The organism is Rhodococcus sp. RS1C4, assembly GCF_002258225.1.
Taxonomy (GTDB): Bacteria; Actinomycetota; Actinomycetes; order Mycobacteriales; family Mycobacteriaceae; genus Rhodococcoides; species Rhodococcoides fascians_E.
In genome coordinates, this window is the sequence record NZ_NOXZ01000023.1 from 51,585 (window position 1) to 69,341 (window position 17,757).

Below are 17,757 nucleotides of genomic sequence, written 5' to 3' on the forward strand. Positions count from 1 at the left end.
GACTCGCCGGTTTGCCACCCGGTCTGTGGACGAAGTTGCCCCACAATCGTTTTGGTGTGCAAAACTGCCGGTGGACACGGTCGTCGGAGCCGTCTCGAGCGCGGGGGTTTCATGGTTCACGCATGGCGTTTCGTTGTGTTCTGCGCGGTCCTCGTCGTGGGCTGGGCCGGTATCCCCACCCTCGCTGCCGCGGAACCGTCGGCCCCGAGGATCGATAGTCGAGTGGACGTCAGCACCACCCTCACCCAGCTCGCGGTGTACTCGCCGAGCATGGATCGAATCATCGACGTCCAGGTGTTGACCCCGGAGACCGAGAGCGGCCCCCGTCCGTCGCTGTACATGCTCAGCGGCATCGGTGAGGAGGACCCGACCAACAGCATGTGGCTGCGCAAGGGGGGAGCTGCCGAGTTCTTCCGCGACAAGAACGTCAACGTCGTGCTTCCGCTCGCCGGGCCGGGAAGCTTCTACGCCGACTGGCAGCGCGACGACCCGAAGCTCGGGCGGTACAAGTGGGAAACCTTTCTGACGCAGGAGCTTCCGCCGCTGATCGACGAGGAGTTCGACGGCAACGGCCGCAACGGTATCGCCGGCTTGTCGATGGGTGCGCAGTCGGCGATGATGCTGGCGTCGCGTAACCCAAGTCTCTACTCGGCCGTCGGTGCGTACAGTGGCTGCTTCGCCTCGGCGGAACTGTTGGGCCAGGGCAGTATGCGCGGGATCGTCACGGCCTTCGGTGGCAACGCGGACAACATGTTCGGGGGACCGCTCGACCCGGCCTGGGCGGCTCACGACGTATTGGTCAACGCCGAAGCGCTGCGTGGCACATCGATCTACGTCTCCGTCGGAACCGGGTTGCCGGGGCCGCACGAGAAATTCGAGACCGCCAAGGACTGGGACGTCGTTGTGGTGGGTGGCCTCATCGAGGTGGGATCGAACTTCTGCACGCATCGACTGGACGACCGGTTGCGTGAGCTCGCCATCCCCGCCACTTTCGATTTCGAGGACGTCGGCACCCACTCGTGGGCGTACTGGGTCGATCAACTGCCCAAGAGCTGGCCTACCCTCGCCGCCGGCCTCGGGTTGTGAGTTCGAGAACCGAGACCAACGTCTCCACTGCGCGAGGGAAGGCACGGTCGCTCGGTGCGGAGAATCCCACCAGGATTCCGTCGGGCATGACGTCGGACTCGACCTCGGCGGCGCTTGGATGCCTGAACCAGCCGAGACCCTCGACGGCGAGGCCGGCCTCACTCGCACCGGCCAGCACGTCGGACTCCGAGCCGGGAGGAAGCGTCAGGACGGCCTGTAGGCCGGCGGCGATTCCCATCGTTCCGATTTCGGGTACCCGCTCCCGCAGGGCATCGACGAGCGCGTCTCTTCGTCTGCGATATTTCAGTCTCATCGCCCGAACGTGACGGTCGTAGGCGCCGGTGGTGATCAAGTCCGCGAGGGTCAACTGATCCAGAGCACTCACCGTTGCCTCCCTGACGCCTTTCGCGTCCAGAATCGGGTCGAGCAGGTGCTCCGGCACCGCCATCCACCCAACACGTACGCCGGGTGAGAGAGACTTCGAGATCGAGCCTGCGTAGAGCACCCGATCCGGATCCAGGCCCTGCATTGCTCCCACCGGCGTTCGGTCGTAGCGGAATTCGCCATCGTAGTCGTCCTCGACGACAAGTCCGTCGGTGGCGCGGGCCCAGTCCACCGCCGCGGTTCTTCGCTGCGGGTGGAGGGAGACGCCCGTCGGGAACTGGTGGCTTGGCGTGAGCACCAGCGCAGCTGCCTCGATCGGCTCATGGGTTCGGCCACCGTGCTCGTCGACGCCGATCGGCACGGTCGGGCCCGAGGTGTCGAACAGGCGCCGGTGGAACGGCAGGCCGTACGACTCGACCGCGAACGGTCCGGAGACGACCGACGTGAGGATCTGCGCTGTCTGAGAGAAGCCGGAACACACGAGAATTCGTCGCGGATCACTGCGAACTCCGCGGGTACGGGCGAGGTACCCGGCCAGTGCGCGTCTCAGTTCGAGTCGGCCGTGTGGATCGCCCGGTCCGAACGCGTCGACGGGCGCGCCGCTGACCGCTCGGCGTGCCGCGGCCATCCACGCCGCGCGCGGAAACGCTGACTGATCAGGACGGCCCGGCCGAAGGTCGTGCTCGGGACGCAACTCCGGCCGCACCGTCGACGACGCCGCGCGCACCGATGCCGCTCCGCGATGCGCGACGCGGGTACCCGAGCCTCGGCGGGCGTCGAGCCACCCTTCGGACACGAGCTCACCGTAGGTCTCGGCGACCGTGTTGCGGGCGACGCCGAGATCGGCTGCCAACGCGCGGTACGACGGTAACCGGGTGCCCGGCTCCAGCCGCCCGGTCGCGATGGCGTCGCGCAGGGCGCGTCCGAGCGCGGACCGCCGCGAGCCGGTCGGGGCGAGATCCAGGTGAAGGTCGATCCCCGAATCGACCACGATTTCTGCCACGGAATTGAACCTTATTGCGGTCATCGAGGCGTCGTAGCGTTCCGGTCATGACAACACGCATCAACTTCGCATCCGCATCCCCGGCCGTGCGCACGGCGCTCGTCGCTCTCGACGTCGCCGGCCGCAACGGCATCGACCCAGCCTTGGCCGAACTGATCAAGATCCGAGCGTCACAGCTCAACGGCTGCGCGTTCTGCCTGCACATGCACACCACCGACGCCAGGAAGGCAGGCGAGAGCGAGGAGCGCTTGGCTCTCGTCGCGGTGTGGCGAGACGCGAGCAACTTCTTCGACGAGAAGGAACAGGCGGTACTCGCGCTGACCGAACAGGTCACGCTCATCTCGCAGGGAGGAGTGTCCGACGAGGTGTACGAGCGTGTCGCGCAGCACTTCGACGAGCACCAGATCGGTCAGCTGCTGGCTCAGATCTTCACGATCAACGCCTGGAACCGCATCGGCGTGTCCACCCACCTGGTGCCGGGTGTGAACAATCCGGGCCGCTCCGCCTGAGGGCGAGTGGGAATCGACGTAGTCGCTCAGGGGGAGCACGGAGATCGGAAAGGACAAACTGCACGTGCCGACACCGCAAGAGTGGTCGATTCCTCCATAGGCCGAGCGCTCTCCAACCCATAACGTGTCCCAGGTCACTCTCACCACCGAGAAAGCCGAGACACATGCCTGCAGACGCACCGAAACCCGATATCGAAACGCGGGTGGTCAAGAAGGTCGCCCGACGGATCATTCCGTTCCTGGGTCTGGCCTACTTCGTCAACTACCTCGACCGAACGAACATCGGGCTCGCGAAACTCACCATGAGCGACGAGCTCGGCCTGACCGAGACGATGTTCGGGTTGGCGTCCGGACTGTTCTTCATCGGCTACCTGCTCTTCGAGGTGCCGAGCAACCTGGCGCTGCACAGGTTCGGTGCCAGGCGCTGGATTGCCCGCATCATGCTGACGTGGGGAGTGATCGCCGCGGGCATGGCCTTCGTGCCCACCGCGGGCTGGCTCTACGGTTTGCGCATTCTGCTGGGTATCGCGGAAGCCGGCTTCTTCCCCGGCGTGCTGCTCTACATGACGATGTGGTTCCCGCGTGCGTACCGCGTGCGGTTGATGGGCCTCTTCCTGCTGGCGCTCCCGATCTCCTCGGCTCTGGGGGCGCCACTGTCCAGCGCGATCATCCAGTACTGGGACGGGCTGTTCGGGCTCTCGGGATGGCGCGTGATGTTCCTCGTCGAAGGCCTTCCCGCGGTTCTGCTCGCCGTCGTCACCTGGTTCTACCTGACCGACCGGCCTGCTCAGGCGAAGTGGCTCGACGACGACGAAAAAGCATGGCTGACGGCCGAACTGGAGTCCGAGGACTCCGCGAAGGGTGGACACGTCAGTGGCTCGGTGACTCGAGCGCTGCGCGATGCAAGGGTGTGGATGCTCGGCCTCGTCTATTTCGGTATCACCTACGGGCTGTACTCGCTCAGTTTCTTCCTGCCCAGCATCGTCGCCGGGTTCAAACAGACGTTCGACACCGACTTCTCGCTCGTCACAACGGGTCTGATCGTCGCCGTTCCGTTCGCCGTCGGTGCGGTGGCCATGGTGCTGTGGAGCAGGCACAGTGACCGGACCGGTGAACGTACCTGGCACGTCGCGATTCCAACCCTCGTCGGCGCTGTCTCCATCCCGTTCGCGCTGTACATGGACTCACCGTTCACGACGATGCTCGCGGTGACGGTCAATGCCGTCGGTGTCTTCTGCGCGCTCCCCGTGTTCTGGTACCTCCCGAGCACGTTCCTGACGGGGGCGGGTGCCGCCGCTGGAATCGCGATCATCAACTCGGTCGGCAACATGTCCGGCTTCGGCGCTCCCTACGTGACGGGGTGGCTGCTCGACACCACCGGAAACGCGCGCGCAGGGCTGTGGGTAGTGGGCGCGGTGATGCTCTTGGCCGTCGCGTTGGTTCTGATACTTCGCGGTCGTGTGGGTGCCCGACCCAGCCCCGTCGCCGCACCGCGCGAGGAATCAATGCGCACAAGATAAGCACGTTTTCGTGACCAGGAAACGTGCAACGTGCTCAATCCAAATCTGAACTATTGATCCTTCTGATGATTCTTGATTGTGTTCCAGGTAACAGTGCAACTGTACGGAGGCCGAGATGGACACCGCAATTTCACGAGCGAGCGATGACGACCTCATCCAGCTCGTCACACCCGAAGGCACGCGAACCGAGCCTTCCGAATTCACCGGCCTCGTCGAGGACATCACGACGGACAAGCTCCGCGACCTCTACGAGGACCTGATCGTCGTACGACGGATCGACGCAGAGGCCACCGCGCTCCAGCGGCAGGGAGAACTCGGGCTCTGGGCACCTCTGCTGGGACAGGAAGCCGCCCAGGTCGGATCCGCCCGCGCACTGCACCCCGACGATTTCGTCTTCGGCAGCTACCGCGAGCACGGGGTCGCGTACTGCCGCGGCGTCGACCCGACGGAAATGTTGCGGTTCTGGCGCGGTTCCACCCAATCCGGCTGGAACCCGTACGAGTACAACATGACAACGCCGGCCATCATCGTCGGATCTCAGGCCCTGCACGCCACCGGATACGGGCTGGGAATGAAATTCGACGGGGCCGACGGCGCCGTCATCACCTACTTCGGTGACGGCGCCACGAGCCAAGGCGACATCTCCGAAGCATTCGGATTCGCGGCAAGTTTCAACGCCCCTGTCGTGTTCTTCTGCCAGAACAACCAGTGGGCAATCTCCGAGCCGGTGACTCTGCAGACGCACATCACGATCGCCGAACGTGGCCGTGGATTCGGTGTTCCCGCGCTACGCGTCGACGGCAACGACGTGCTGGCCGTCCTTGCGGCCACCCGGATGGCACTGACTCGCGCACGCGAAGGCAGCGGACCGATGCTGATCGAAGCCGTCACCTACCGAATGGGACCGCACACCACTTCCGACGATCCCACCCGCTACCGGTCGGCGGCAGTCGACGACGAATGGAAGAAGAAGGACCCCATCGACCGCATCGAGCGACTGCTCGACGCCGAAGGAGCGATGGACGACGCGCTCCGCGCACGCGTCAAGGATCGGGCCGACTGGACCGCAGCCGAACTCCGCCGCGGATGCCTCGGCACCGTGGAGCCGACGGCGATGTCGGTGTTCGACAACGTGTACGCAGACCCCCATCCGTTGATCGCCGAGGAACGAGACGCCTACGCCACCTATCTCGCCGGATTCGAAGGAGCTCAGTCATGACCGCGACACTTGCCGCCCCGCAGCTTCCGCTCGGTAAAGCGCTGAACGCAGGCCTGCGTCGGGCGATGGAAGACGACCCCAAAGTAGTGCTGCTCGGCGAAGACATCGGCAAACTCGGCGGGGTCTTCCGCATCACCGACGGCCTGCAGAAGGACTTCGGACCCAACCGCGTCATCGACACTCCACTGGCCGAGTCCGGAATCATGGGCACCGCAGTCGGACTCGCCTTCCGCGGATACCGGCCGGTCGTCGAAATCCAGTTCGACGGCTTCATCTACCCGGCGTTCGATCAGATCGTCTCGCAGGTGGCCAAGCTGCACTACCGCACCGGTGGCAACGTCACGATGCCCCTGACCATCAGAGTGCCGTACGGCGGCGGAATCGGTGCCGTCGAACATCACTCCGAATCCCCGGAAGGCTACTTCGCGCAAACAGCCGGCCTACGCGTCGTCAGCTGCAGCAATGCCGCCGACGCCAACGTCATGCTGCGCCAGGCCATTGCGTCGGACGACCCGGTTCTGTTCTTCGAGCCCAAGCGACGCTACTGGCAGAAGGGCGAGGTCGACGTCACTGCGCCGATCGACGATGCGTACCCGCTGCACCGAGCTCGGGTCGTCCGTGAGGGCACGGACGCGACGATCATCGCGTACGGCCCACTGGTCGTCACCGCCCTCCAAGCAGCGGATGTCGCTGCGGGCGAGGGCCGGTCGCTCGAGGTGATCGATCTGCGTTCGCTCTCGCCACTGGACACGGACACCATCGCGAAATCGGTCCGCAAGACCGGCAGGCTCGTCATCACCCACGAGGCAGCGACGTTCATGGGTATCGGCGCAGAAATCGCCGCACGAGTACAGGATCAGTGCTTCTACAGTCTGGAAGCGCCCATCCAACGCGTCGGTGGATTCTCCACCCCGTACCCGGCGGCGAAGCTCGAGGAGTTCTTCCTCCCCGACGCCGACCGGATCCTCGACGCAGTGGACAGGACGTTCCCGGCATGACGAACAGCTTTCGCCTACCCGACCTCGGAGAAGGACTCACCGAGGCCGAACTGATCAGCTGGTCGGTCGAGGTCGGTGACACCGTCGAACTCAACCAGGTGATAGCCGAGGTGGAAACCGCCAAGGCGTCCGTCGAGCTCCCATCGCCGTTCGCCGGGACCGTCACGGCGCTGCACGCCGAGGAAGGCTCGACCGTCCAGGTGGGCAACGTCATCATCGACATAACCGACGGCTCGGCCGAGATCGCAGTCGAAGAGCCCGCCGAGAAGGAAGAACGCGTCCCCGTCCTCGTCGGGTACGGCGTAGCCGGTGAGGGCGCGAGCCGACGAGGCAATCGTCGCCCGTCGCCCCCGGCGTCGCCGCCCCCCACGAACGGCAGACCGCTGGCGTCCCCACCGGTCCGATTCGTCGCCAAGCAGCGCGGCGTCGACCTCGCGGACGTACCGGCCACCGGTACACACGGCGAGGTCACCCGGGACGACCTGGCGGCGTACACCGAACGCGGAACCGTCCCGGCCGCAGACACGGTGAAGAACGAAACCCGCACTCCCATCAAGGGAGTTCGCAAACACACCGCGGCAGCCATGGTGTCGAGCGCCTTCACCGCGCCACACGTCACCGAGTTCATCACCGTCGACGTGACCCCGTCGGTGGAACTGCTGGAGAAACTGCGCGCCACCAAGCACTTCCGCGACATCAAGCTCACCCCGCTCGCTCTCGTCGCCAAGGCACTCCTGGTGGCTCTGCGCTCCAATCCGAGCCTGAACTCGGAATGGGACGAGCAGAACCAAGAAATCGTCACCAAGAACTACGTCAACCTCGGAATCGCTGCGGCGACGCCCAGAGGCCTGATGGTGCCGAACATCAAGGACGCACACACCCTCGGTCTGAAAGACCTCGCGCACGCGCTGACCCAACTGACCGTGACGGCCAAGGAAGGCAAGACCGGCCAGGCCGACCTCGCCGACGGCACCATCACGATCACCAATGTCGGTGTTTTCGGTGTGGATTCGGGGACCCCGATCCTCAACCCAGGGGAGGCAGCGATCCTCTGCTTCGGCGCGATCCGTCGTCAGCCGTGGGAGTTCGAGGGAGAGATCGCTCTGCGCTCGGTCACGACGCTGAGCCTGTCGTTCGATCACCGTCTGGTCGACGGTGAGCAAGGATCGAGATTCCTGGCCGACATCGCGTCGATCCTCGCCGACCCGATGAACCTGGTGGCGTTGGCATGAGCGACGTCGTCGTCCTCGGAGGCGGATCGGGCGGGTACGCAGCTGCATTTCGTGCTGCGCAACTGGGACTTTCGGTCACCCTGGTGGAGAAGGACAAGGTCGGAGGAACCTGCCTGCACCGCGGGTGCATCCCGACCAAAGCCCTCCTGCACGCGGCGGAGGTGGCGGACACCGCCCGGGAGAGCTCGTCGGTGGGGGTTCGTGCGAACTTCGAGGGTATCGACATCGGCGGCGTCCACGCGTACAAGGACGGCGTGGTCTCCAAGCTGTACAAGGGCTTGCAGGGCCTCGTCAAGGCTCACAAAATCGAATTCGTCAGCGGTACAGGTAAATACGTCGGAAACAAGACCGTCGACGTGGACGGCCGCAGGATCACCGGATCATCGGTTGTCCTCGCGACTGGGTCGTACGCGAAGGTGCTCCCCGGAATCGAACTCGGGCCGCGAGTGCTGACCAGCGACCAGGCGTTGACCCTCGACTACGTCCCGAAGCGGGCCATCGTGCTGGGCGGGGGAGTCATCGGCGTCGAATTCGCCAGTGTGTGGGCATCGTTCGGCGTCGAGGTGACCATCGTCGAAGCACTGCCCCGACTGGTTGCAGCCGAGGACGAGTGGGCGTCCAAACAGCTCACCCGCGCCTTCAAAAAACGCGGCATCGTCGCACGGACATCGTCGCCGTTCACCGGCGTCAAGGAAACCCCCGACGGTGTGACGGTGACCCTCGACTCCGGGGAGACGCTCGATGCCGATGTTCTGTTGGTCGCGGTCGGGCGCGGGCCCACTACGTCCGACCTCGGCGGCGTCTCGATGGATTCGGGATTCGTCGGCGTCGACGGCAACCTGATGACCTCGGACGACGGCGTCTACGCCGTCGGTGACATCGTGCGTGGACCACAGCTGGCGCACAGAGGATTTCAGCATGGCATCTTCGTCGCCGAGCACATCGCGGGTCTGAAGCCCACCGCAGTCCCCGACGAGAACATCCCCCGGGTCACGTACTCGAACCCCGAAATCGCGTCCGTCGGACTGACGGAAGCGCAGGCGATCGAGCGTCACGGTTCTGCGGATTCCGTCGTCTACGACCTCGCCGGCAACGGCAAGAGTCAGATCCTCGGCGCGTCGGGCGGGGTCAAGCTGGTGCGGGCCGGGGGCTCCATCGTCGGCATTCACATGGTCGGCGCACGCGTGGGCGAATTGATCGGTGAGGCGCAGTTGGTCGTCAACTGGGGCGCATACCCCGAGGAAGTCGCGCACCTGATCCACGCTCACCCAACGCAGTCCGAGGCCTTCGGGGAAGCTCACCTCGCACTGGCGGGGAAGCCGCTGCACGCGCACTGACCCCCTATGTGAGTGGAAATGTAGGCCAGGGCCTGCATTTCCACTCACATAGAGAAGACCTTGCCCGGATTCAAGATGCCGTGTGGGTCGAGGGCGTTCTTCACCGAGCGGTGCATGTCGAGGACGATCGGGTCGAGTTCCTGAACCAGTCCGTCCATCTTGAGCAACCCGACGCCGTGTTCACCGGTGACGGTGCCGCCGAGTTCCAATGCTGCGTCGATGATCTCGGCGAAAGCAGTTTGCGCGCGTTCGCGCGCAGGAAGATCGTCGTGCGGGGTGATCAGCAGAGGGTGCAGGTTGCCGTCGCCCGCGTGGGCGATGTTGGCGATCGTGGTCTCGTACCGCCGGCCGATCTGCTCGATCCGTGAGAGCATTTCCGGCACATGTCTCTTCGGGACACACACGTCCTCGGTGAGGACCGGTCCGAGGCGCTCCATCGCGGGGTAGGCCAGTCGCCGTGCTGCGAACAAGGCGTCGGCCTCCTCCTGGTCGGTCGAGACGGCCGACCACGTGGCACCTGCTTCCTCGAAGCAGGACAGCATCTTCTCTGCTTCTTGGTCCCCGACGATTCCTGGGTCGTCGATCCGGCCGAGCAGGACGACGTTCGCTTCGACCGAGAGGCCCATGTTCTTCCAGGCGTCGACGGCGATGAGGCATTGTTTGTCGATCAGTTCCAGCGCGGACGGCGTGAGTCCCGCTGCGGCAACGGCAGCTACGGCTCTTCCGGCGTCGACGATCGAGTCGAAGTATCCGGCGATCGTCCGCTGGGGATCTTGCAGGGGCCGCAGTTTGACGGTGACCTCGGTGATGATGCCGAGGGTTCCTTCCGACCCGACCATCAGTCCGGCAAGATCGTATCCGGCAACACCTTTGGCGGTCTTGCGTCCGAGCCGGACCAGCTCGCCGGTTCCGGTGACCACCTGCATGCCCATGACGTAATCGCGGGTGACGCCGTATTTGACGCAGCACAGGCCTCCGGCGTTGGTGGCGACGTTGCCGCCGATGGTGGACCAGGGTGCGCTGGCCGGGTCCGGCGGATACCACAGTCCCTGTTCTGCACAGGCGGCCCGCAGGTGGTCGTTGACGACGCCCGGTTCGACGACGGCGTACCGCTCCAGCGGATCTATCTCCTTGATGGCGTCCATACCGTCGAGGGCGAGAACGACGCACCCTTCGGTCGCGTTGGCTCCGCCGGACAGTCCGGTGCCGGCGCCGCGCGTGACGACGGGGGCGCCGTGCGTCAGACAGGCTCGTACGACGGCCTGGACTTCTTCTGCGGTCCGCGGCCGGACGACCGCCACCGGCACGGCGTACGGAGCCCACTCGGCCTCGTCGTGTTGGTAGGACGCGATCACGTCCGGATCGACGACGATGCGGTCCGCGGGAAGGGAGTCCAACAGCTGTTCGACGAGCGTCATGTCTCCGAGTTTATCTGTGAGCTGGGTCTCCACCAATGTAGGTTCTGTCCATGGCGTCGGATAGATCATGGATGGATTTGCTGCTCGACGACGCTTCGATCGACGAGCTCGAGGCGCATCGCCTCGCCTTCCCCGGTCCCGACGCGCACGCTGCCCTGCGGCTTCGTGCGTTGCTGGACCAGCGTCGCCAACGCAGCACCGAGCTGGCGGCTCTGAACGACATCGCAGTGCGGTTGACGACGGCACGTGACGACCGTGTCCTGCTTCAGGAGGTCGTCGACCAGGCGCGCCGGTTGTTGGGAGTCGACCTCGCCTACATGGGCTCGGTGTACGACGACGAATTCGTCATCGAGGTCACCAGCGGTGCTCTGACTCCGAATCTGATCGGGATCCGGTTGGCTCAGGACGAGGGGTTGGTGGGCGTCATCGTGCGCGGAGCGTCGCCGTCGTGGACGCCCGACTATCAGAGCGAGCCGGCGTTCCGGCACATCACCGGTGCGGACAGCGCGGCGCGGTCGGAGAACATGCGGGGGCTGCTCGGGGTACCGCTGAAGGTAGGGGATCGGGTCATCGGTGCGTTGTTCGCGTGCAAGCGTCAGGAGCGTGACTTCGCGGACAGTGAGATCGCATTGCTGTCCGCTCTTGCCGCGCACGCTGCGATTGCCATCGAGAACGTCCGCGCCATCGAACGGCTCGAAGTGGTGAACGCCGAGCTGTCGGCACGGACCGCCGAACTGGAACAGACACTGCAGTGGGACAGGACGCTGACTCAGGTGGTGCTGCGCGGGGGTGGGGTGGGTCGTCTCGTTCGGGAGGTGGCGACTCTGTCCGGTCGACCGGCGTTCTTTCTCACCGACGCCTCGTCTGTTCCGGAGTCTCTGGAGGAACGGGTCGTTCCAGTCGAGATCCTGTTCGGGCAATGCCGCGACGGCGCCGACATCGTCGCCGACGACGTCGTCGTTGCCCACCGTGTTGCCGCTGCGGGCGAGTTTCTCGGTGTCCTGATCTCGGTGGGTCCGGACGATCAGCAGACGCGGCTGCTCCTGGACCGCGCGGTGCCCGCCATCGCGTTGTCGCTCGCCGAGGAGCGCGCGGCGGCCGAAGCCGCCAGGCGGGCGCAGGACGCGTTTCTGGTCGATCTGCTCTCTCATCCGGCATCGACCACCGACGACGAGCGACGGCAACTTCGCCTTGCCGGCCTGTCCCCGGGTGCCTCGTACTGCATCGCCGTCGCACAGGGTCTGGTGTCCCGTACCGAGATCGGCAGATCGGAATTCCCGGTGGGTACGGTTGTGGCAGAACATGGTTCGAGGGTGCTGGTCGCGGTGCCCGCGCAGGAATCGGCTGTGGTTCGGCCGATGTTCACGACGGGTGCAACGGTGGGGATCTCGGAGCCTGCCCGCGGAGCGGTCGCACTGGCGGCTGCATACCGCGAGGCTCAGCAGACCGTCGACGTGTTGATCACGCTCGGACGAGATGGCGAGGTGTCGTCGGCACGCGGACTCGGTATCTACCGAATCCTGCTGAGCCACATGGCTCGTGAGCATCTCGACGAACTGACCGAGGAGCAACTGGGTCCGCTGATGGCCGAGCAGAGCAAGCGGGGCGTACCGTTGCTCGAATCGCTGTCGGTGTACCTCGCCCACGGGCGTCACCATTCGGCCACCGCAGCAAGCCTTGGAGTGCACGTCAACACGCTTTACCAACGACTCGACGCCATAGACCGGCTCATCGGTTCCCAATGGCGTGACCCGGACAAGGCACTGGACCTGCAGGTGCTGATGCGACTCCGACGAAGCGCGGATCTATTGGGGAAGTGAACCGAGAAAGTCCAGCAGCGCAGCGTTGAAGTCCTTGGGGCGGTCCATGTTGGACGCGTGACCGCAGTTCTCCAGCACCACGGAGCGTCCGAGTGGGTTTCCGGCAATGGAGTCCGCTGCGTGCGTACACGGCCAGAACTGGCTCTCCCGACCGGCGACCATCAGTACCGGGACGTCGACGGTGGCAACGACCTCGCGCCAGTCCGCTACTGCGTGATCGTGCAGAAGCGCTTTCATCGGTGGCGTATCGGGTGAGACCATCTTCGGCATCGCGCGGAGCTTCGCGACGAGCTTCAGAATTGGCAACGCGGACTTCCACTTCGGCAGACCCTTGCCCGTGTCCGGTACCCCGTCGGCGAAGAACGTGTCCTTGTTGGAGTCGGTCAATCCGTAGAACCCGTTGGACCATTCGGCATCGTTGATCATCTTCGGGGTCTGATCCACCGACACGACGGCCTTCACACGGCCGGTCCCGAACTGCGAGACGTACGACCAGATGGTGCTCGCGCCCATGGAGCCACCACACAGCACAGCATCGTCGACGCCAAGCGACGCGAGCACATTCTCGACGTCCTGACCGTGCCTGGCCATCGTGGCACCGTGCTCGGGAGACTCCGAGTCACCATGCCCTCGGCGGTCCAGAGCAAGAACTCGATAACCGGCTTTCACCAGTGCGTCCTGCTGCATCACCCACGTCGTCGCAGGAGCGCAGAAACCTGCGATCAGAACGATCACGGGCCCGGCGCCCTCGTCGATGTAGTTCAGAGTCACATTGTCGTTGGTGACGACGGTGGGCATGGGCACTCCTTCGGGTCGCTCCCGATGCAACCACGGATCAGGCACCTACGACATGGAGGATTCCTCTACCGAGCGCATCACACCGGCGCGGTCAGGTCGTCGATCGGGCGACGGCTCGGTAGTCCTGCCTGCGGCGCCACTGGTCCGGTGGTCTTCGCACAGTTTTTCCGGAGTTCGCACACGCTTTCAGGTCCGAGCACGCGTGTCACGTCGGGAAAAAGAGTGGCAAGTTGCCGGGTGTCGCCTCGAGGGGAATTTGAGGGACTGTGACGTTGCGAATGCGGTGATCGGCGCTGAATACTTGCTCACCATGCGCTACAACAAGCTGGGTCGGACCGACCTCGAGGTGTCCGAGGTGTCCTTCGGGACCGCGCCGCTCGGAGACATGTTCGGATCTGCCGACGAGGATCAGGCCATCGCGTCGGTGCACCATGCCCTGGATGCCGGGATCAATTTCTTCGACTCGTCGCCGTACTACGGCGGGGGCCTGGCGGAGGAACGGCTCGGCGCAGCCTTGGCGGGCAGGCGCGAGGACGTCCTGATCGGCACGAAGGCCGGCCGATACGGCAACGAGGACTTCGACTTCTCGCCACGGAAACTACGGGAAAGCATCCACACCAGCCTGAAGCTGCTCCGCACGGACTACGTGGATGTGCTGCAACTCCACGACATCGAATTCGTGCCGTTGTCCCCGGTGTTCGAGGACTCCTACGCGGAACTGGTGAAGCTGAAGGACGAGGGATTGTGCCGCTACATCGGCATGACCGGGTACCCGATGCACACGTTGACGCGCGCTGTCACCGAGACCGACCTCGACGTCATTCTGTCCTACGCGCACTACACGCTGCTCAACACCGAACTCGCGACCGCATTGAAGCCCGTGTGCGACGAGCGAGGCGTCGGCGTGATCAACGCTGCGGCAGTGGGATTGGGCCTGCTGACACCCGGAGGCGTCAAGCCGCACATTCCCGCGACCGACGACGTCAAGGCGGCGGCCGCACGGGCTCGCCAGTGGGCGGCGGACAACGGACAGGACATCTCGTTCCTCGCCAATCAGTTCTCGCTGCAACGATCCGGCTGCCCGACAACCGTGATCGGCACGACCAAAGTCCATCACCTCGATTCCGCTATCCGCGCCGCGACGGAACCCATCGACACCGACGTCCTCGATGCAGTGCTGGCTCTGACCGCAGATGTGCACGACGTGTCCTGGCAGAGCGGACTTCCCGAGAACAACGGCTGACCTCAGCTCCCGGCCGGGCGCCGCCACATCGACGTCATCACGGCGCCCGACGCCAACGGGAACGTCTCGGTCACCTCGAACCCGAACTTCTCGTAGAAGGTGACGTTGTCGGCCGACGTGCACACGAGATAGGCGTCGTCGCCGTCCGAATCGCAGCGCGCGAGCCGGTCGAGCAGGAGCGTCGAGACGAAGCCCCGGCCCCGAGCCGACTGGGTACTACCCAGATTCGCCAGATACCACGCCGGTTCGGAAGGATGATGGGCATCGAGCGTCGACCTGACTCCCACCGCCGCGCCGACTCGGGTCCGCAACGCGGGAAGCAGCGCCGGCAACGCGCGCGCGGTGCGCAGCAGCGACGAGTGCTGCCGACCGGGCGGATCCCACACCTCGACGGCAACGGCTGCCCCGTCCTCCTCGACGAACCGCACCCCGCCTCCGGCGATGTGAAAGTGCCGCAGCGACGCGGTGAAGTAGCCGGTCAAAGCCGCGTGCCGTCGCGCGCGATCGGGCCAGATGGTCGCCATCAACGGATCGTCGCGGAAGGCGTCGGCCAGAACCGAGCCGCAGGTGGCGGCGTCGGCGATGGTCGCGGTGACGATTCGGCCAGTCAAGAGTCCCCCGGGGAAATAATTCGGAACAGTCGGTTCGCACTAGGGTGGCTGTGTGAAATCGAAACCGGATGCCGCGGCGCCGCAGCGCAACGTCGACGCGGGGGCACAGCCATGGATGCTGGTGGAGACGCTACATCAGGACAGAGCGACTCTGGTCTCCCTCGGCGGACGACTACGCGAGATGTCGTCCTTGCCGCGCGCCGTCAGGTCGACGGTCGGTGGTCGATCGTCGGCACAGGTCTGGGCGGAAGTCGCCCGGTCGATCGACGTCGTCCGTGAACACGCCACCTCCCGAGACGTCACGATCCCCACCGGCAGCGGACGCACCCGCGTCGTACTGCATCCCGTCGTCGGCCCGTCGGGTGCCGTGCACGGCATTGCGTTGTGGGTCGGCGACGCAGAGTCCGCCGTCCCGCAGCGGCCCGAGGACGCGCTCGCCGTGACGTTCGAGTCCGAGCGCCGCGCGTTCGTCGTCGACGCGGACTGCCTCCGCGCACTTGCCACGGACCTGCCCTCCGACATCCGAACCAGCTTCACCTCGCCCGAAGTGTTCCGGAAGATCGACGTCGACGACGCGGTGGGCGCCATCGGCGCGCTTCTCCAACCCGCTCCCGACGACGGCGCGACCTGGACCGGCCTGGCGTCGACGACGCACCTGCCCGGCGTTTCCCGCCTCGACCTCGTGTTCACCGCCGACGACGACGGGTCGACATGGCGGGGCCTGGTCCACGCCGTCGAGTCCGAGACGGTGGCACAGCCGCGGCTCGAGACCGCGGCGTTCGCCGCTCTGGGGCAGGTGTCTCCGCAGATGGCGCTGGTCCTGATGGACGTCACCCACAACCGACTGATTCGGTGGCTGACCGATCCGGTGCCACAGATCCAGTGGAAAGGCATCGTCGACGACAGAGACACTCCGCACCCGGACGACGTCACACGCATCTTCGCCGCCGCGTCGGGGATGTACGCGGGCACGGAAACCAGTACCTCCGTCGACGGCATCCGCCTCCGTCGCATCGGCGGAGGATGGACCGTCGTCGACGCTCGCGCGGCGCTGCTGCCGCGTGAGAAGTCGAGCCCGCGATTGATGCTGGTGCAGATGACCGTCGTCGGACACACCGACGACCCGGATCCTGTTCCCGTCGACGACACCGGGCACCCCAGCCTGCTCGACTGAACCCGGCAGAGTGGCCATGGTGCAGAGTGGTCGACACAACGGTGTACTAGAAAAGGATGTGACGATGGCAGGACAGCTGTGGGCACTCGAAGGGGGAAGCCCGGACATCGACCAGGACGCGTGGATCGCGCCGACGGCTACCGTGGTGGGCCGCGTGAAGGTCGGCCCGACGTCGGGAATCTGGTACGGCGCGGTGCTGCGTGCCGAGTTCGAGGACATCACAATCGGCGCGGGCAGCAATCTGCAGGACGGCGTCGCCGCCCACGTCGACCCAGGCTTTCCGCTGACGGTCGGTGAGAACGTCAGCGTCGGCCACAATGCTGTGCTCCACGGCTGCACCATCGGCGACGGCAGCCTCGTCGGAATGGGCGCGATCGTCATGAACGGCGCCGTCATCGGCGAGGGCAGCCTGGTGGCAGCCGGTGCATTGGTGCTCGAAGGGACCCAGGTGCCGCCGCGTTCACTGGTCGCGGGTGTGCCCGCGAAAGTTCGGCGCGAACTCACCGACGACGAGGTGAACCACAACGGACTCAACGCCGCCGTCTACCGCGAACTACTGAAGCAGCACCGCGCAGCCCGTCCACTCACCTGAGGAGGCCCGTCAGTGCGTGGGCATGTTCCAGCAGGAGGGTGCCCAGTTCGTGGTGCCGATCCGGGCGAAAGCGAGTCTCGACGCCGGTGAGACTGAGGGCCCATGCGGGCTTTCCTGATCGGTCGAACACCGCGGCACCGATGCCCCAGCTGCCTTCGACGAGCAGCGCGGGGTTGACGGCATAACCCGTCGTTCGTGTTGCGACGATGCGCCGCCGGAGCTCGGCAGTCGCGTGTTGCGGGCCCCACGCCGGCTCCAGGTCGACACTCGTCAGGTACTGATCGATGTCGCGATCCGGTAGATGCGACAGAATCACCAGGCCCGCCGACGCCACTCCGAGCGGCAGCCGAATCCCCTCGTACAACACGTGTGACCGCAGGGGAAAGCTGCCGTCCTCGCGGAGAAGGCAGACCGTCTCGTCTCCACGCCGAGCAGACAGGAATGCACTCTCACCGCTGGCCGCAGCCAGAGCATGTACGACGCCGCGCGCTGGGCCGGTGATGTCGTATCTGCTGGCGGCCGCAGCGCCGAGGAGATACATCTCGGGTCCGAGGGTCCACGAACCGGTGGCGGAGTCGCGGTCGAGAAACCCCTCGTGGGCGAGCGAAGTGAGCAACCTGTGCGCAGTCGGTCGGGCAAGGTCGGTGGCGCGTGCAAGTTCCGTGGTCGACGCCCCGGCCGGTTCGGCCGCACCGACGGCCTTCAGAAGCGCGGTCGAGCGCGCGACGACGTTGGGTTGCATAGGGGCAACCCTACCCGCTGCGTTCATTCAACGAACGCAATGCTCGACGCTTTTCGGTGAACGAGCAGTTT

General features: G+C 65.5%; 16 protein-coding genes. 11 read left to right on the forward strand and 5 right to left on the reverse strand.

All coding sequences use genetic code 11. The features are described from left to right. Positions 1 to 111 precede the first annotated feature (111 nt). A complete protein-coding gene (locus CH289_RS11000) occupies positions 112 to 1,086 on the forward strand; it encodes an alpha/beta hydrolase (RefSeq protein WP_019662788.1) in 975 nt (324 codons plus the stop codon). Here the strand turns inward: CH289_RS11000 and pdxR are convergent. Next, on the reverse strand, positions 1,058 to 2,497 hold the full coding sequence (gene pdxR / locus CH289_RS11005) for a MocR-like pyridoxine biosynthesis transcription factor PdxR (protein ID WP_141216378.1): 1,440 nt from the start codon (positions 2,495 to 2,497) through the stop codon (positions 1,058 to 1,060). The two genes, CH289_RS11000 and pdxR, sit on opposite strands and share 29 nt — an antisense overlap. Before the next feature lie 23 nt (positions 2,498 to 2,520). Between pdxR and CH289_RS11010 the strand changes: the two genes are divergently transcribed. The 6 genes from CH289_RS11010 (at position 2,521) to lpdA (ending at position 9,288) form a co-directional block, all read left to right on the forward strand. Further along, on the forward strand, positions 2,521 to 2,982 hold the full coding sequence (locus CH289_RS11010; protein WP_019662790.1) for a carboxymuconolactone decarboxylase family protein: 462 nt from the start codon (positions 2,521 to 2,523) through the stop codon (positions 2,980 to 2,982). A 164-nt stretch (positions 2,983 to 3,146) separates the two neighbouring features. Beyond that, positions 3,147 to 4,502, forward strand: coding sequence for an MFS transporter (locus CH289_RS11015; RefSeq protein WP_037198729.1), 1,356 nt, complete (start codon positions 3,147 to 3,149; stop codon positions 4,500 to 4,502). 115 nt (positions 4,503 to 4,617) lie between these two features. Next, positions 4,618 to 5,721 (forward strand): pyruvate dehydrogenase (acetyl-transferring) E1 component subunit alpha, encoded by a 1,104-nt coding sequence (pdhA, locus tag CH289_RS11020; RefSeq protein WP_020111075.1) that lies wholly within the window; start codon positions 4,618 to 4,620, stop codon positions 5,719 to 5,721. After that, on the forward strand, positions 5,718 to 6,719 hold the full coding sequence (locus CH289_RS11025; RefSeq protein WP_019662793.1) for an alpha-ketoacid dehydrogenase subunit beta: 1,002 nt from the start codon (positions 5,718 to 5,720) through the stop codon (positions 6,717 to 6,719). Before pdhA ends, CH289_RS11025 begins: the two co-directional genes overlap by 4 nt. Further along, the gene (locus tag CH289_RS11030; RefSeq protein WP_019662794.1) at positions 6,716 to 7,951 is read left to right on the forward strand and encodes a dihydrolipoamide acetyltransferase family protein; all 1,236 of its coding nucleotides are present in this window, start codon (positions 6,716 to 6,718) and stop codon (positions 7,949 to 7,951) included. The genes CH289_RS11025 and CH289_RS11030 overlap by 4 nt, the downstream gene beginning before the upstream one ends. Then, positions 7,948 to 9,288: a dihydrolipoyl dehydrogenase gene (gene lpdA / locus CH289_RS11035; RefSeq protein ID WP_020111074.1), complete on the forward strand. Its 1,341-nt coding sequence runs from the start codon at positions 7,948 to 7,950 to the stop codon at positions 9,286 to 9,288. The genes CH289_RS11030 and lpdA overlap by 4 nt, the downstream gene beginning before the upstream one ends. A gap of 44 nt (positions 9,289 to 9,332) precedes the next feature. Here the strand turns inward: lpdA and CH289_RS11040 are convergent, their stop codons facing one another. Further along, positions 9,333 to 10,706 carry an FAD-binding oxidoreductase gene (locus tag CH289_RS11040; RefSeq protein WP_020111073.1) on the reverse strand — a complete coding sequence of 458 codons (1,374 nt, stop codon included), beginning with the start codon at positions 10,704 to 10,706 and terminating at the stop codon, positions 9,333 to 9,335. Between the two features lie 71 nt (positions 10,707 to 10,777). On the opposite strand from CH289_RS11040, the gene CH289_RS11045 reads away from it, so the two are divergent. Further along, a complete protein-coding gene (locus CH289_RS11045; protein ID WP_094727910.1) occupies positions 10,778 to 12,526 on the forward strand; it encodes a helix-turn-helix domain-containing protein in 1,749 nt (582 codons plus the stop codon). Here CH289_RS11045 and CH289_RS11050 read toward each other — a convergent pair. After that, positions 12,512 to 13,324 (reverse strand): alpha/beta fold hydrolase, encoded by an 813-nt coding sequence (locus CH289_RS11050; RefSeq protein WP_094727911.1) that lies wholly within the window; start codon positions 13,322 to 13,324, stop codon positions 12,512 to 12,514. The two genes, CH289_RS11045 and CH289_RS11050, sit on opposite strands and share 15 nt — an antisense overlap. A gap of 310 nt (positions 13,325 to 13,634) precedes the next feature. Here CH289_RS11050 and CH289_RS11055 point away from each other — a divergent pair, with 310 nt between their 5' ends. Beyond that, complete coding sequence (locus CH289_RS11055; RefSeq protein WP_026347378.1) at positions 13,635 to 14,567, forward strand: aldo/keto reductase; 933 nt, start codon at positions 13,635 to 13,637, stop codon at positions 14,565 to 14,567. Positions 14,568 to 14,569: 2 nt separating this feature from the next. Here CH289_RS11055 and CH289_RS11060 read toward each other — a convergent pair whose 3' ends face one another. Then, positions 14,570 to 15,178 carry a GNAT family N-acetyltransferase gene (locus tag CH289_RS11060; RefSeq protein ID WP_094713674.1) on the reverse strand — a complete coding sequence of 203 codons (609 nt, stop codon included), beginning with the start codon at positions 15,176 to 15,178 and terminating at the stop codon, positions 14,570 to 14,572. A 52-nt stretch (positions 15,179 to 15,230) separates the two neighbouring features. Here CH289_RS11060 and CH289_RS11065 point away from each other — a divergent pair, with 52 nt between their 5' ends. Then, positions 15,231 to 16,352 (forward strand): GAF domain-containing protein, encoded by a 1,122-nt coding sequence (locus CH289_RS11065; protein ID WP_019662823.1) that lies wholly within the window; start codon positions 15,231 to 15,233, stop codon positions 16,350 to 16,352. 64 nt (positions 16,353 to 16,416) lie between these two features. Further along, a complete protein-coding gene (locus tag CH289_RS11070; RefSeq protein WP_020111068.1) occupies positions 16,417 to 16,944 on the forward strand; it encodes a gamma carbonic anhydrase family protein in 528 nt (175 codons plus the stop codon). Here the strand turns inward: CH289_RS11070 and CH289_RS11075 are convergent. Continuing rightward, positions 16,937 to 17,686 (reverse strand): IclR family transcriptional regulator, encoded by a 750-nt coding sequence (locus CH289_RS11075; protein WP_020111067.1) that lies wholly within the window; start codon positions 17,684 to 17,686, stop codon positions 16,937 to 16,939. The two genes, CH289_RS11070 and CH289_RS11075, sit on opposite strands and share 8 nt — an antisense overlap. Positions 17,687 to 17,757 lie beyond the last annotated feature (71 nt).